Raw genomic sequence first — 15,322 nt, forward strand, 5'->3', positions numbered from 1 at the left:
AAAGGTAGGTGTATGGCGCGGTTTGAAGGTGCAAACGCAGTGTATGGAGCGGCCGAGCTGTTTCGTGAACGCTGCCTGGAGCATGATGGTTCGCTGCTAGACGATGGCGCCACAGTGTGGAGTAAAGCCAACCTTGAGGAACTCAAGCGGCGCTTCGTGGATGCGCCGGATACGGGCAGCCGCTCGTTCATGGACAAGTTCCGCGATCAACTGCTCTCGGCGAGCGCACCGGTCAAGCGCCTCGCAGGCGAAGCCTTGGCCGTTTATTTCTTATTTCCGACGAAGGTCAGCGGCGCGCGCAAGCTCGCAGTCGTCAACGAAGTGCTTGGGTGGGCAGGGGAAACGGTCGGGGAGAACAGCGCCCTGATCGCTGCATTCCAAGGCGGCATTGGCGGCGCCGGACAGGGCTATAATACGCGCCGCCCTTACGAGCTAGGGTACTTGGTCGAGCTCGTACTCGCGTGGAAGAGCTTGTCCGCCGAGCAGCAAGGCGACCACCTGGCTGACCCGTGGTTGCTGCGGTCGCTGGCCATTGACGTCGAAAATGGCGCTGCCAAGCAACTCCGACATATGTTGCTACACATGCTGTTTCCAGATTCGTTCGAGCGCATCGGCAGCGCGCGTCAGAAGGCTCAGCTGGCCGATGTCTTCAAGTCACTTGCTGGTGCACAGGACGACCACGAAGACCAGCAACTGCTGACGATTCGGCAGGCGCTCGAGGCAACATACGCTCGCCCCCTGGACTATTACCTCCCGCCCCTGGTCGGGCTCTGGTATGACAGTGAAGACGGAGAAGATGATAGTGAGCCTTCGCTCGAGCTGGTCGAATACAAGCGCCAAATCGTGCTGTATGGTCCACCGGGCACCGGCAAGACCTACAGGGCCAAGCAATTAGCGCATAAGCTGATCCACGCGGCAGCGTTGCGCCGCGACGGTATCGGTCTCTATATCAAGGCCATTCGTGACGTCGAGGCGGCCTACGCATCGAACGTCCACAGGCTGCAGTTGCATCCGGCTTATGGCTATGAGGATTTCGTGCGCGGGTTACATATCAGCGCCGACGGTGCGACCGAATACCGGCCCGGCTACCTGCTGCGCCTGATCGCCGAGATGAACAAGATCCCGCGCACGGAGCGCCTGCCGCATGTGCTGATCCTCGACGAGATGAACCGCACCGACCTGAGCCGCATGTTAGGCGAATGCTTTTCATTGCTTGAGAACCGCGATGAAGTAGTTGAGTTGCCGGGACAGGGCGCGGACGGTTCGACCATGACCTTGAGCATTCCTGATGACCTGTACATCATTGGGACAATGAACCTGATCGATCAGTCGGTCGAGCAACTCGACTTTGCCCTGCGACGCCGTTTTCTGTGGTTTCACTGCGGTTTCAACAGCGATGCGCTCTTAGCGGCGGCCGAAGCAATCTGGCGCGCGCGTTCCCCGCGCATAGACTGGAATAACGTTGCCGACGATTTCGCCGAGCTCGCTGCCGCAGCTGCCAACCTCAACGCCCAGATTCATAAAAGTAACGCACTTGGCCCGCAATACGAAATCGGGCACACCTATTTACTTGACGTCGTCGAGTTCCTGCTTCGTTCCCTGTCAGCCCGCACTAAGGTAATGCTCTGGAATAACAGGGGCGAGCCAACCGAGCCAGTGCGCCGAGTCTGGCGTCTATCGCTGCGCCCATTGCTGGAGCAATACTTAGGCGGGCTTGACACTGCCACCCGCGCCAAGGAATTAACGGACTTGGAAGTCGCGTTTTTGCAGCCGAAGGCGCGGCGGTGAGCCCACCGAAGCTGAGCGCGCGTGATTGCTCGCCGATCAAGACCGTATCGCGCGATGATGGGGAGTGGCTCGGGCGGCTCAAGCGTGCGGTGAATGCGGGCGATCTCGTGGTCGCACTATCGGACCGGCGCGATGACGACGACCCAATCATCGAGTGCGATGGCGACGGTAACTGGCGCGCGGGACGCTATATCGGTTCCGTTGCCTTTGAAGGAGGCACGCTAACGATCCTGCCGCGTCTGGGCATTCCAGTCATTCTCGAGTGGCTAGCCAACATCAACTCGCTCGTGATTACGAAGTCCCCTGGCCGGCTCGGCGAACATGAAAATTTCATGGCACGCTTGCTGGCTGTGGTGTGGGGTAGCGCCTTTGTCGAAGCCGCGCGCCACGGGCTGCCGGCCCTACGCGAAGAAACGCGGACCCAGGGCAGTGTCGTCCGCGGGCGCCTCGATGTCCTCAGTAGCGTCGCCCTGCGCGCGGCTGGTAGTAAAGCAGTGGCGTCAGTGCGAAGTGAGCGCTCGCTCGACCATGCGGTGTCGGAGGTGGTTGTTGCCGCCTACTCTGCCTTGCGCAGGGCACTTGATATGCCCGATCACCAGTGGCTGCCGAGCCGCGCGACTGAGTTGCTACCGCATCTCGTCGCGGTCGCAGGTGCCCATCCCCGTGTGCCGAGTCAAGCAGAACTGGCGCGGGTCCGGTTCACGCCGATTACTGCTGGGTTTGGCCCTTTCGCCGAACTATCTCGCCAGATCGCCACGCATCAGGGCTTGGCCGCCAACGCAAGCAACGACGGCGCCTCGCATGGCGTGCTGCTTGATGTGGCCGAACTGTGGGAACTGCACGTGTTGCACACGCTGCGCAAGAGCTGTACACCATTGAGCGTCAAACATGGTACGCGCGAAGCTGACACAACGGGCAAGATGCTACGCAGCCTGGTGGATGGCAGTTCGCTCGGCACGCTGATTCCGGATGCGCTGTTGTTCGACGGTGATCAGGCACGCGCGGTAATCGACGCCAAATACAAGCGCATACACCTGGGTCCACAACGCGAGGATCTGTACCAGCTTGCGGCCTACCTCGGGCGCTTTTGTGCACCGGGCACGCGGGCGGTGGGTGCGCTTATTTATCCGGCCGACCCCGAGCAGCCCCATTTGGCGAAAGTGGAAGAGATGAGCCCTTGGCGCTTCGACGCCGACAAAAGCATGTGGTTTGTAGCGCTACCGCTATCGAACGACGCAGCGTCGGTACGTTGCGAGCAACTAATGGCGGCTATGCTGGACGACCCGGCAGCAGTCGCACAATAAGGTAAACCTTGGTCCACGTGTCTTTGCTGGATTTGTCAGCATGGTTGACGCAGGAACGCCGGCGGATCGTGCTGACCTCGCTCCAGAGCGCTGGTCTTGATCACCTCTCCGCGGTCATTCGGTCCAAATGGCGCCGATGAAACTCAACCTACATACGGTCATAGATCAGGCGTTATCCTTCATAACGACTGGTCTATGAACTATGTCACTGCGCCTCAGCGTCATTGATCGGATTTTATGAGCCGCGCGACCTTAGGAATATCAGCTCACATTCGACGGCATCCCACATCACAATGCAAGTGCTAGAAAATCTTGCACTGTCTATTGTTGACTCGAGAAAAAGCTGTGAATGCCAAGCAATTGAGTGCTTACTTTACGCACTGCGTACAAAAATTTGTGCATTCAGTCGCTCTTGAGCGTCGAGGAAAAACTGTGGTGCTTCGCTAGCCGTATATTTGTACAGAGTAAGGCCTGCCAACCGGACGTTAGGCAGCCAACTTCGGCTTAACGTAACGAAGGTCCCCAATTTCGGCAAGGATCCCGTGGCCTCGGAGTACGTCCTGTTCTGCCGTCGTTAGAAAGCCGGGCACGTTCAGCACCTGGATAGGGTTCGGCAATGCAGAATAGCGCGCCCAGGGATCGTCGACGTTGGGATGGGAAGAAGCCAAACCGGCCGCGGTCAAGCGCTTGTTTTCTTCCCCGGTGATCACGCACACGAAGCTGGTGTTGACGACGAATTCCTGCGCCTGCTGATACGAGTCGATGTGCATCGCGTGTGCGAGCACGCGGGCGCGCGGGACGACGTGCTCGCACTTTAGCCCGAGTCCGCCTGCACTGCCTTTCTCGCAGACCGCTTCCCACGCGGCGGGAGACCAATATTTGCCGCGACGCCATCCGCCATCGTAGGTAACAGCGTCGGAGATGTACCTGTGGAACACGGAAGTGAGCGCCTTCGTTGTGAATTTCCCGCCACGGCGTTCGTGATCGTGCCAGAGCATCTCAAAGATCTGAAGTGCGGTTTCCACATCCTTTTTTTCTTTGGAGACGCTAAATGGAAATTCTCTGTTCATTGTTCTCTTTCGTGATATTTGGAACTTGCCGTTAATTGCCGAGACTACAGTAGCGCATCGGAGGCTGTCCGCTTGAGTTGAATAGCGTTGCTAGCGCCCGCATAGTACGCGCAAATGAAGAGTGCATCCCTTGTTGCAGAGGATGCTCTCGATCTCTCGCATTCTCACGAAAGCCAACAATGAACTGAATGCCGGTCTACAGCGACTGGAACAATACCGCCGCTGGGAGGTTTGATCAGTTCACTGATCGAAAGGCATTCCTGTCGGCCTACTGTTCTGAACGCGCAGGCCTCAGACAGACCCGGTACAGCGTGTTAGAAAGGCGCTAAACAGCTCGCAGAGCAAGGGGATACGGCTGTTGAGCCGGTGGTCGCCGGGTACTAGGTGCAAACTACAGCCGCGCAGCCTCGCGAAACGGATCGCGTTCTCGCAAGGGATGATCTCGTCCTCCCAGCCATGCACAATCTCGGCATGCGTGGCGAGGATCGCAGGAGCTTGGGTCGGATAGTCGGGCATGTACACAGCGGGGGCGAGCAGAAAGACACCGGCAGCATCGACCCATGTCGATGCTTCCGCCGCAACCCAGCCACCCATGCTCGAGCCCACCAGCAGTAGTGGCTGGTCTACACCACGGCAGGCCTCTCTCAACTGAGCTAGCCGGAGCCCTGGATCGGTTGTATGCGTGTAGTCGAGACTGGCGACCTCCCAGCCGTGCTGCCGCGCTACCTGGGCCAAGGCGGAGATTTTGCTGCCGTTGGGGCCGCTTTCCTTCCCGTGCACGAAATGTACCAATCCTTGTGTCATATCGTTCTCCATTTAGCTGCCCGAGATCGGTCGAGGACAGCAGGTTCGCTTGCCGGTGGCGTCAGTAGTGAGTAGCGTAGCCGCCGGCGTGATGGCGGGAATCTCCATGCCCCGCCTACCCGATAGCGGTGTCGATGCAGCCACCGGGCCGTAACTACCAGGAGTTCGTGCCTCGATTTCCATAACGGGATTGCGCCATTGGAAATAGGCGTCCAGTCTAGCGGTCCAAGCGACAAGCGGCGTCGCAAGACAGCGGTAATGGCCATTTTCCGCGACACGCAGGCTAATGGTGGACAATAGGTCAGCGCTGATGTATTTCTCACTGTTAGCAGGAATATTGCGCGTGCTGCGTGGTGACACGAGACTGTCAAACCTAACAGTTTGGCGGCCAATGTTCGCGCAATGCGGCCGCTCATAGCGTGCGCAACCTATCAAGGTGATGGTAACTGCTGCGTTGCTAATGCTGTGCATTACTGCTGTCGGGCATTGCGCGCGAGAGGCCACACAAGGGACAAGATGCAATGCAGTTCCGTGACGGCAGCTTGCGCGCTTATGACGGCGGCATTGTCGCTCGGGCAGGCAGGGCGCCTTGGCGAAGCTAGGTAGAACGGACGAATCCAGGGCGGTAATCGATGCGATCTTCCAGTATTTGGCGACGGGTCAGCACCTTGAAGCAACGATGGCCATCGAAATCGCCATCGGGATAAGGTCTGAGAAAATTATCGCCGATCAGCTAAAACAACGCTGACCAGGTCGCTCGCGCCAACGTGGGTCCGTTAGAGGACACGAAAGCGTACCCGTGCTTCAAAAGCCCAACCATCAGTGGCTGCCGAACTGCGTCAGTGAGCTGCTCTGCATCTGGTCGCAGTAGCGGGCGCCAATCGCCGGATGCCAAGTAAAATAGAACTGGCGCAGATCCTGCGGACGCCGTTCACGGCTGGTTTTGGCCTTTCGCCGAGCTTTCGCGCCAGATCGCCACACGTCAAGGACTGGCAGGCCAACGCAAGAAGCACAGCGCACCCCATGACGTGCTGCTCGACTTGGACGAGCTGTGGGAGTGACACGTGCTGCACGCGCTACCTACAAGCTGCGCACGGCTCAGCGGAGTCCAGCGGCAAACGTGAAAAAGTTGAGTACTGGCGCTTCGACGTCGGCAACAGTATGTGGTGCGTAGCATCGCTGCTCACAAACGGTGCTGCGGCCGAGCGTTGCGCACAGCCGATGCCGGACTTGTTGGACTGACCCAGCGGCACTCCCACACTCACCTGACTCATTCGTGCAAACACAGTCTGTTTTCACCAACAAAGCTTTCAAGCGTGCTTAGTTAAAGCGGTTCAGGAGCACCGCGGCGGGAGCCAGCAGGCGTCTCTCCGTCGTGATCAATGCCCGGGTCGACTCCTCGCTTTATCACCTCTTCGGTGACGAGCGCGCGGAGTTTTATATGACATTCTGTCTCGCTAGGAAAGGCTTCTTCGAAAGCGCGCAATAGCTCTTGGGCGGTCGGCTCGGCAGCAAGGACGGCGATGTACTCGAGTAAGCCGGAACGATCCATTGTTTGCAATTCGGATTGCAACAGTTTAGTGAACATTTAAGTTTTTCAAAGAATTTGTCTCACCCCTTAGGACGAATCGCGCGTTTCGGGCAGGGTGCTGGTAAGTGGCACCAGCATGTTGCGCTACCTGGGATGACGACAGTGGCCACGTGTACATCTTATTGGAGCGTCCTATCCTAGCACGTCTGTCTGCGACAACTAACTCGAGCGCGCCGCCGTTGAGCCGACAGGGCGTCGGCGTACGCGGCCAAGTTCGTAACTGGTAGCGGCGCAGAGCTATTTAAGAAGGGTGCGATTGTCCCTTAAAGACGCTGTACAACAGGACGGTCCAGCTAAATCTTGACCTGTAAACGTACCGCCACGTGTGTGATATCACGAAGTGCGTGTGTAAAAACACCTGTCTGCGTCACTATGGAAATGCACCCGTTAGGACATACCTGGGCGTCTTTTCCAAGTCAGAACAGCAATTTTTACGTCAAAACGCGTATTTTTTTACTGCTTTTTCCGGCACGACGCGGTTAGCCGACCAAAGACCGCTGTCGTACGACGTCCACAACATCCAATGCGTGTGTGAAAACACGTGTCCGCGTGTGTGATATCACGAAGTAAGATGTCCCCCGCATTTTACGTCAACGTCGGGTCGGTCGATCTTTCGTAGCAATGGCAACTCGTCGCAGACGCTGGCGCTGCACCGGTGGCGACCTAAACTCGATCGAGGGGCAGCAAGCAAGAGCAGAACATGGTGTGACACGTCGTTCGGCGTGTCATTCGACCGGCCGTATGCCAGTCTTTTCCAAAAGCTGACTACTTCCTGGCATGCCGACCGCGAAATGGACGCGACTGCAACTCCGCAGTGCTCAGTAGCCTATCGTTGTGTGCTTTGCGGTTCTTCTTCGAGTAGCAAAGGCGTCGGCCTGAGTCACGGGTGTTTTCTGTAGCCGTGGCCTGTATCCGGCGCGCAGGCCTCAGTACGCCGGCTGAACGACAAGCACCGGCCCAGATGCCGGTCCTTGCTTACGGGATTCCGTAAATAATGTCCTCGACGTAATACTGGTAGTTATTCGAGTTTTTCGCGCTGTCATTCGGTCCTTGGCCGCCAGCGCTTTGGCCTTGTCCACGCCGTAGTGTTCAGGGTGAAGCCCGATCCCGACGATATGGGTTAGCTCGTGAATGATGGTGCCCTGCTGGGAGTCGGTCCCTGTCGTTGGCATCTTAAAGAAGTCGGGTGTCAGGAACATCGCCCCGGGCACCGAGGGGTGCACGGCAGCGACGTCGCTGATTTCCCACTTGAACGCCAGGTCGTTCCGTACAGGACACCAGTAGGCACTAAAGATCGCAGCGCTCAGTGCCCGGTCGTACACTTTCTTGATAGTCCGCGCCAGAGCTGTCGAGGGCGCCGAACCATTTGCTCTGCTTGGCCACCGGCTGGTTCGACACGAAACTCTTCGACGCGGCGACCAGGGATTTTTTTGCCTCGGCCAGGGCCGTCTTGATCGTCGCGGCCTGGGTGGCGGTGCAGGGCACCTTGTGTTCGTTCACGTCGGCAAATGCGGGGCCGACGACGCTCCCAAAGACGAGGCCGGCAACAACGCTCGACGTGGCGCTGCCGCGTATGGGTTTGGTTCTGTTCATGGTTCTCTCCTTGTCGTTATTTTAGGGTTGATGGGCTGTCCACTCGAAGGGCTGCGAGATACCCAGTACCTGTCCGGCGCCGTCGTTCGGGAAAGCGGCCGACTCGCTGTCATTGTCGATCTCGTCGAGGAAGAAATCCTTCGGGAATTCCCGCGCCGTCTTTTCAAAGCCATGGGCGTCGCGCGTCTTGCCGCGCAATACCCGTATGATCCGGACCCTCCCGCTTCCTTTGCCGTATGGGTCGGCCTCGAGCGGATGTAGCGGCCACACAGCCTCCGGCAGGGCGGTGTCGCCGCCAGGGTGGAGAACCGGCAGGGGGTGGACGCGCACGGGCCGCTCGCGCATGAGGTCGAATGCATCGTAGACGTAGCGCGTCACCACGGCGTATAGGCGCTCTTCCACTTGCGCCTCCAGGTCCGGCGCGCCTTCGGCCGACAAGGCGATACTGGTGACTTCTTCACCCTGCGCCAGGCCTTGCAAGCCGAGGAACATGCTCGTGCCATCCTCGCTGCCTTTGGCGCTCAGCTGCGTTACCGGCACGGCCTGCGACAGCTCGCGTTCGGCGCCCGCCTTTTTCTTCACGATCGCCGTAACCGTCACGCGTGACATCACGGCGGCGAACTGCGACCACACCCCCGGGGTAAATTCCGATAGGCGGATCGGCCGCACCACCACCTTCATGGCGTCGCTGCCGTACAGGTAAATGAGCGGCTTCTCGCCTTCCTTGCGCGCCGCGCCGGCCGTCAGCGGGACGCAGATGACCGACAGCCAGGCGTGTACGTGGGCACCGTCGGGACGGGCCGTATTGGGGGGCGGCGTGATGCGCACCCTAACCGAGACGTCCCCCATGGGTGGAAGGGCCTTCCGACCCGGCTGCGGGATCGGAACGGCCTGCTCCGAGATCACCAAGCGCAGCTCGACCTGCGAGCCCGACTCGAGGCCAACCGACCATGGGCTTGCGAGGCCGAGCTGGGTGGAGGCGGCCACCACCAGTCGGGGCGCGTCGGGGTCGCGCCTGTCGATGGCGACCACGACCTCGACACGGTGGGCTTCCGGGGCGCCCGGCGCTTCAAAGGAGACGGCGATGCTGCGGCCGGCACTCTTGGCAGTGGCTGGCACGCTTGCCTCATCCAGTACGTGCAGGAGGGGAAAGTCGACTACCAGGCCTTCGTAAGCGGTCGGGAATTCCTTTGGCGGATCCGGTTCTTCGGCAACTGCCGCCGTCACCGGCGCCGGCGCAGTGGGGGAGGCCAGCACATAGCGCAGCGCCTTGGCTGGATCGAGGACGAGCGTATCTATCAAGGTCAGCGGCAGCCCTGACGCGTCCGCTAGCAGCTCGGGTGTTTCCAGGCGTCGGAAGCGCAGTTTTACCATCGACCAGGGCAGCACGCTGTCGGCCACCGGCGACAGCAGCAGTCCGGCATGGTCAAAGCGGCCCGCCTCGGTGCCCAGGTCGAAGGTGTAACCGACCGGTCCGTCGCAGCGCAAGGCAAGCGGCTTGCCGGCGGCGCCGGCCCCGGTGCGCAGCGGGTCGAACGCGTATTCGGGCCAGTATTTGGCCAACGGATTGCCGGTCTTGCTCGCGTCTGCGCTCCAGTCGGTCGGCAGCTTGTCGACGTCGTCGATTTCCTGTTGCAGTGAGCGCAAGCGATATTCAAGGCGCTTGATCTCGTTGGTAAGATAGGTGATCTCGGCGTCCCTCTTGTTCGCCTCCGCCTCCGCCTCCGCCAGCGCGTCGCGGCAAGCGGTCAGGGACGTGTTGACCTGCTTCTGCAGGGCTTTGAGCTGCTCCGTGTAGCCGCTTACGCCGACCGTCTCGAGGTAGTGTGCATAGGCCGTGGCGGCACCTTCGTACGCGGTTCGAGCCTGCGCCAGCTGCTGTTTGGCGGCATCGATCGCGCCAGCGCCAGGCGCGGCGTCGACACGCTGCAGGCGCGCTAGCCGCGCCATCGCCTCCTCTAGCGCAGTGCGCGCCGTGTCCACCGCGGCCCACGCGTCCTGCAAAGCCTGGCGGGCGACGGCGTCATCGGGAATCCGCTCAATCGCAGGAAACGGATGGCGCGCCACCTCGATCACAGCTTCGATCCCGTCACCCGCATGGAACAGCGGGAACATCGGCTCGTTGAACAGGGCCAGCAAAGGCGGCACTGAACCGTCGACATCGAGCGCCTCGGTGAGTGGAATCACGAGCATCAGGGCCGGGCGCCTGGGCTTACGGATGCCCAACTGCGGATGCGGCACCTCCGGCACGACCAGGGGCATCCAGCGTACTTGATCGTTCTCGCGCGAGGTATGCGAGAAGCGCTGCATGAGTTGCGCCCCGGGCCGCATGGCTGCATAGCGGCTCCTCGCGCGGATGGCGAAACGCCACAGGTTGGCGCCGCCGCGGTAATCGAGGTCGAGGTCCAGGACGACCGGGTCCAGCGTGGGGTCTGGCCGCCGGTCCGCAGTGCCGCCGCGCGGGAATTGTAGAAGGCCGGCGTAGACATGGCTGCGTTGGATCCGAATCTCGGTGATTGGTCCGATGTCATCGGTGCGCCGTCCCAGGAAGGCCGCGTCGACGAACGCGACAGCGTGCTCGTCGATCCCGCGCTGGTCGCCGAAGCGTTTTACTGTGCCAGAACCCAGCTCCGGATGCGGACGGCCGCGCCAGCTCCAGCGTTGCTCGAGCACGGCGATTCGGTTAATCATGCGCAGGGCTTGGTAGCGGGCGACATGGCCTCCCCCTTGCGGCCCCGGAATCCGGCCGGGCAGCAGGCGTAGTGCCGCCGTGTCGCGTGCAACCATGGGCGGGCGGCGCAGCGAAACGTAAAAGGGCAGATGTTCTAGGTAGGAAGTCGGCCTCGGATACAGCTCCGGCATCAGTTCACTGGCAACTTCCAGCGTGAGCACCAGCGGCGCGCCGAGGTGATAACGCTTGCCCTCCAACGTGAGGTCGCGCCAGCCAGCCGCAACGGCCGGTGAGAAGCGCTCGATGCTGCCGACATCCTGCGGGGCGAACACCGGCTGGCTCTCCGGCACGGCGCCATACAGGCGCAATTCGTATACGTGCCCGGGCGCCAGGCGCAGGTTGGCGTCTTTGGCGCCTAGGGCATCCGCTACCGCCACCTTCAGCGAGGTATGCCGCGTCTCCTTGCCTCCGCTGCCGCCAGGGGTGCCGAGCAGTTCACCCTCGGTCCGCAGTATTGGACCGGCCAGGCTGAGCGCTTTGACGACCTCGCGCGTCGGGAACAGCTGCACCAGCTCATAGACAAGTGCTGCGACCGCCGGATCGGCCAGCGTGCGGTCCCTGTCGCCGGCGCCGGCGTCGCTCACGACCCGCGCGGCGTGACTGAGCGCCGCGGCAATCGTGACCTGATCGCCAATGCCATAGTCGCCGATCGGGCCGTTGACCCAGCGGTCGTAGGTGGCCAGTGGAGTGGTCGGACGCGCCAGCTCGAAGGTGGCGCTGTCGGGCCAGACCCGGCCCCGCCCCGCGCCGATGCCGTCCAAGATCGTGATGGTGCGGGTGCGGGCGACCAGTTCCGCCGGATACACGCCGCGATCGCCGTACAGGGTAAAGCTGCCGTTTTCGGGCTTGATTCCCCACTGAACGGAGGGCGGCGAGATATCAACATCGGCGAGCTCCGACTCCAGTTCGATGGCGCAGTCGGTCCAGGTGTCAACAGCTTCAGCGGCATCGAACACGCTTGCCAGCTCGACTTCGTTTGGCTGGTCCTCGGCACATGCGTCCAAACGGCTGACGAGGGCGTGCACCCGCACCTCCTTGCCGATGACCTCGACGCGTAGCGCCAGCTCGGCGCTGTCGGTCAGCGGATCGCGTGCCGCCGCAAGCTCGTCGAATGGGACGGACAGGTTGAGTACAGCCAAGTCGGCCTCCGGATTGCGCTTGCGTACCCGCAGCGCGAGGCTGCCACCCGCGGCAGGATTGATGCCGCCGACGATGAGATGGACGCCGGCCTCGGTCGGATTTTTTATCCCGTGCGGGAAGCCGAGTAGACCGCCGGTCTGCTCCTTGTCCAGGAAAAAGGCGGCAGGACGGCCCTGGCGCAGGGTGATCGGGGTCGGCGTCACCGGCAGTTCGGCGGCCAGCGGCGCCACGCCATCGATCAGTCCCGGCAGAGGCGACATTAGTCGTGGGGCACCGACCGGCACGCTGCGCAGATATTGTTTGCTGCGCAGGACGTCCTTCAACTTGTCTTCGTTGATCGAGAAGCCGCCATGTTTGTCGGCACGCTGCGGTTCCGTGAACCAACTGCAGGGATCCTCGACGCGGGAGCGCAATAGTGGCGGCAGCACACCGCCGTGAGCGATCAGATAGGGAAGGATCTCGTAATGGCGGCCGAAGGTCAGCGGCGGCAGCTTGGGGAAGCCCTTTTTCTTGACAGGGAACAGGTAGGCTTCGGGCCGGCGCGCCACCAGCCGCGCCTGTCCTTGCGGGTCCATCTGCGGGCGCATTTCGGTTTCGGCGACGATGGACTGGCTCTCATAGCGGATCACGGCGTTGCGCACCCCTTGAACTTCGGTTACGACTAGGGGTACCGGGTCGACCTGGGCCCGCTTCCACCAGTCGGGCCGGCCGGAGTGGACCGCGACCGCATTAGGCTCGCCGAGGGCAGCACGGGCATTGTTCGGGCTCGGCTGCGATATGTGCAGGGTGGCCACGTTCAGGCTCCACCACGTCGTCTCGGCATTGCCCCGGCTGTCCTTGCCGTGGCGGCCGATCAGCACGCCCAGACCGGCCAGCCGCGACCACAAGTCCACCGAGTCGTCGAAATCCTGCAGCTGGTCGATCGCGAAGCTGAGCGGCAGGGCATCCTGGGTGATCCGCTGGGCGTCACGGTCGGCTGTGTTCGGCACCAGCTGGCGCGCGAGGCGGGCCACGTCATTCCTGGCCGCCGTTTGCAGCTGCGCGATCAAATCCTTCAGTGCGTGCAAGGCGCTTAGCTGCGCCGTGCTCGGTTCGCCCGAATTGATACGCGCATCGATCTCGTCGATGGTTTCCTTGAACGGCAGCGTGAAGTCCTCGGCGTGCTCGACGTAACGGATAAGGGCGGCGGCCAGGCGCTCGCCTGCCGGCGTGGCCGCAGCCACCTTCTCCTGTTCGTTCATGAGCGCGTTCACCAGCGGCGCCCGCCCGTTCATCAGTGCAGCGACGGCGGGACCGCCGTAGGCGAGCGCCAGGGCGCTGCGCATGGCCTGTCCCTGCGCGACCGCCCCGGCAGCGGCGCGCAAGCGTTCGCGCTCGGATTCCTTCAGCGCGACTGCGAGCTGAAGCGGTACACCGCCGCCCAGGACTTGCGCCACTTCGAGGCAGAGGCGGCCGCTGCGTGCGATCTCGGTGATGTCCAGCGTGTCCGTCAAGTCCTGCCGCTCCTGCTGCTTGATGTAGAAAAAGCTGAAACCAAGTGTGTACTTCTTGGCCTGGGTCCTGTCGGCGCTGACCAGGATGCGCATGCTGAGTACGCAATTGGGCAACTCCGGGCCGATCTGCACCTGCGTGCCGTTCAGATCGAGGATCATCGGTTTCACGCGGAGCGTGAAGGTGGGCGCGACCGATCCGATGGCGGCCGGATGCGCCAGCCTAAATTCCAGGCGCTCGGGCAAAACCATGGTCGGTTCCGGCACACTGAGGGAGAAGGGTAGCTCCAGCGCCTTACCCCAGTCGAGCTGCATCAGGTTCAGCACCCCGGTGCGCTCGGTCTGGGCCGCGGTCTTGTCGCCCTGCCTGACCAGCCGGGTGTGGGTGCCAGCAAATAGGCTGGCGTGTACGCCTGGGCTTTTTTCGCTTGACCTGAGTACGCCCGGCATGGCGGTCCAATGGCCCAGCAGCCAATCGCGGAAGGCTTGCTCCCCATCGACGAGCGGGAGCGTCGCAGGATCATCCAGCGCATCCTGGCGCGGCAACTCGACGCCGCCCAGCAGCGCCAGGCGGGCACGGCCAGCGAGTGCATGTTCGGGCGGCGTTGGCAGGACGGCGTCATCCTCGGCATTGGCGTGGGCAAGCATCATGGGCACGGCGGCGGACCACAGAGCGCTGTTGCTGAGCGCCAGTCCTTCGAGGAAAGCCAGGGCGGGCGCCGGACCGGTCGGCGCGCTGCGCGCGCGTGCAGCGGCGACCCGGGTGTGAAGTCTTAGCAGCAGGCGGCGCAGGCGGTCCTTGCCCTGGTCTTTTTTCTCGTCATCGCGCTCTGGCTTTGGCGGGCGCAGGTCTAGTTCGAGCGCGGCACGGGTCGCGTCCGGCCTGTCCTGCGCGGCTGCGCGGATCACATCGTCCAGCACCGCCATGACCCGCGCTGAAGGATCGATGGTTTCCGCGATCCGCGCCGCCAGCGCCGAATTCCAGTCGCTGCCCTCGAAGGGCGAAGCGCCAGGGCGTATCAGCAAGGTCGATAGGTCGATCAGGCGCTCGCTGTCAGCGTCGGCGATCGCCAGCACCGACATGGGCAGGCTGGGGTGGATTTCGGCCTGTGCGTTGCGTAGCGGCGCAGCCGCCAGATAGTCGAGGGCGTAAGCGCCGTCGGGGTCCGGGCCAGCTGGCAGCGCGCTGGCATCAAACCGGTAAGCAGCGCCATTGCTGCCGGCGAAAGCGGGCAGCGCGAGGAAGCGGGTATGCTCATCCACGTCGACCGCCTCGGCCAGGGTCAGCGCCGTCCATACCTGCATGGCCGCCGGTACCGGGTGGGGCAGCGCGCTCAGGCTCTCGACGAGTCCGTATACGGTACGGCCGCTGATGCGGCCGCCCTGCACCGGCGCCTGCAGCGCCGCCACGCCCACTTCGTTCAGGATGGTGGCCACCTCGCGTGCCATGCGTTCGCCGAAAGGGCCGCGAAGGCCAGGACCGGACGGGGGATCGAAATCGACGGGGGGCACGACCGCCATATCGAAGTCAGTCGCTGCTAGCCGGGTCAGGACGCCGGCTGCGTCGCACTTCCAGATAGTCCAGTTGGCCTTGTCGTGGATGTCCCAACTGCCGCTCACGGCAGCGGGATCGACACGCCAGCGCCAGGGCAGGATCAAATCGCTGTCGGTTTCCTGCGTCGGCTGGCCGGGATCGGGCTCGATCACAGCGCTCACGCGTAGGCCGAGCTGGCGGCGCGTCTTCGTGGCCAGTTCGATGTCCGGCAGGCGGTCCACCTGCACCTTGATTGTCAGTGTCATTCTGCGCTCCG

At 62.2% G+C, this 15,322-nt stretch carries 8 protein-coding genes; 2 read left to right on the forward strand and 6 right to left on the reverse strand.

Annotation, left to right across the window (positions count from 1 at the left end; genetic code table 11):
* Positions 1-12: 12 nt before the first annotated feature.
* Together ACI48I_RS22865 and ACI48I_RS22870 are read left to right on the forward strand one after the other, a co-directional pair.
* Positions 13-1,788: an McrB family protein gene (locus ACI48I_RS22865; RefSeq protein ID WP_498575529.1), complete on the forward strand. Its 1,776-nt coding sequence runs from the start codon at positions 13-15 to the stop codon at positions 1,786-1,788.
* Entirely contained in the window at positions 1,785-3,092 is a 1,308-nt protein-coding gene (locus ACI48I_RS22870) for a 5-methylcytosine restriction system specificity protein McrC (RefSeq protein WP_498575530.1), read from the forward strand. The genes ACI48I_RS22865 and ACI48I_RS22870 overlap by 4 nt, the downstream gene beginning before the upstream one ends.
* Positions 3,093-3,577: 485 nt before the next feature.
* On the opposite strand, the gene ACI48I_RS22875 is transcribed toward ACI48I_RS22870, so the two are convergent.
* The 6 genes from ACI48I_RS22875 to ACI48I_RS22900 form a co-directional block, all read right to left on the reverse strand.
* Positions 3,578-4,162 carry a hypothetical protein gene (locus tag ACI48I_RS22875; protein WP_498575531.1) on the reverse strand — a complete coding sequence of 195 codons (585 nt, stop codon included), beginning with the start codon at positions 4,160-4,162 and terminating at the stop codon, positions 3,578-3,580.
* A 291-nt stretch (positions 4,163-4,453) separates the two neighbouring features.
* Positions 4,454-4,966 (reverse strand): alpha/beta hydrolase, encoded by a 513-nt coding sequence (locus tag ACI48I_RS22880; RefSeq protein WP_498575532.1) that lies wholly within the window; start codon positions 4,964-4,966, stop codon positions 4,454-4,456.
* A gap of 1,324 nt (positions 4,967-6,290) precedes the next feature.
* Positions 6,291-6,554 (reverse strand): hypothetical protein, encoded by a 264-nt coding sequence (locus tag ACI48I_RS22885; protein ID WP_498575533.1) that lies wholly within the window; start codon positions 6,552-6,554, stop codon positions 6,291-6,293.
* 929 nt (positions 6,555-7,483) lie between these two features.
* Positions 7,484-7,879, reverse strand: coding sequence for a M35 family metallo-endopeptidase (locus tag ACI48I_RS22890; protein ID WP_498575534.1), 396 nt, complete (start codon positions 7,877-7,879; stop codon positions 7,484-7,486).
* A complete protein-coding gene (locus tag ACI48I_RS22895) occupies positions 7,845-8,150 on the reverse strand; it encodes a hypothetical protein (RefSeq protein WP_498575535.1) in 306 nt (101 codons plus the stop codon). Before ACI48I_RS22895 ends, ACI48I_RS22890 begins: the two co-directional genes overlap by 35 nt.
* A 21-nt stretch (positions 8,151-8,171) precedes the next feature.
* Positions 8,172-15,311 (reverse strand): hypothetical protein, encoded by a 7,140-nt coding sequence (locus ACI48I_RS22900; RefSeq protein ID WP_498575536.1) that lies wholly within the window; start codon positions 15,309-15,311, stop codon positions 8,172-8,174.
* Positions 15,312-15,322: the final 11 nt, after the last annotated feature.

The organism is Massilia sp. LXY-5 (genome assembly GCF_059801075.1).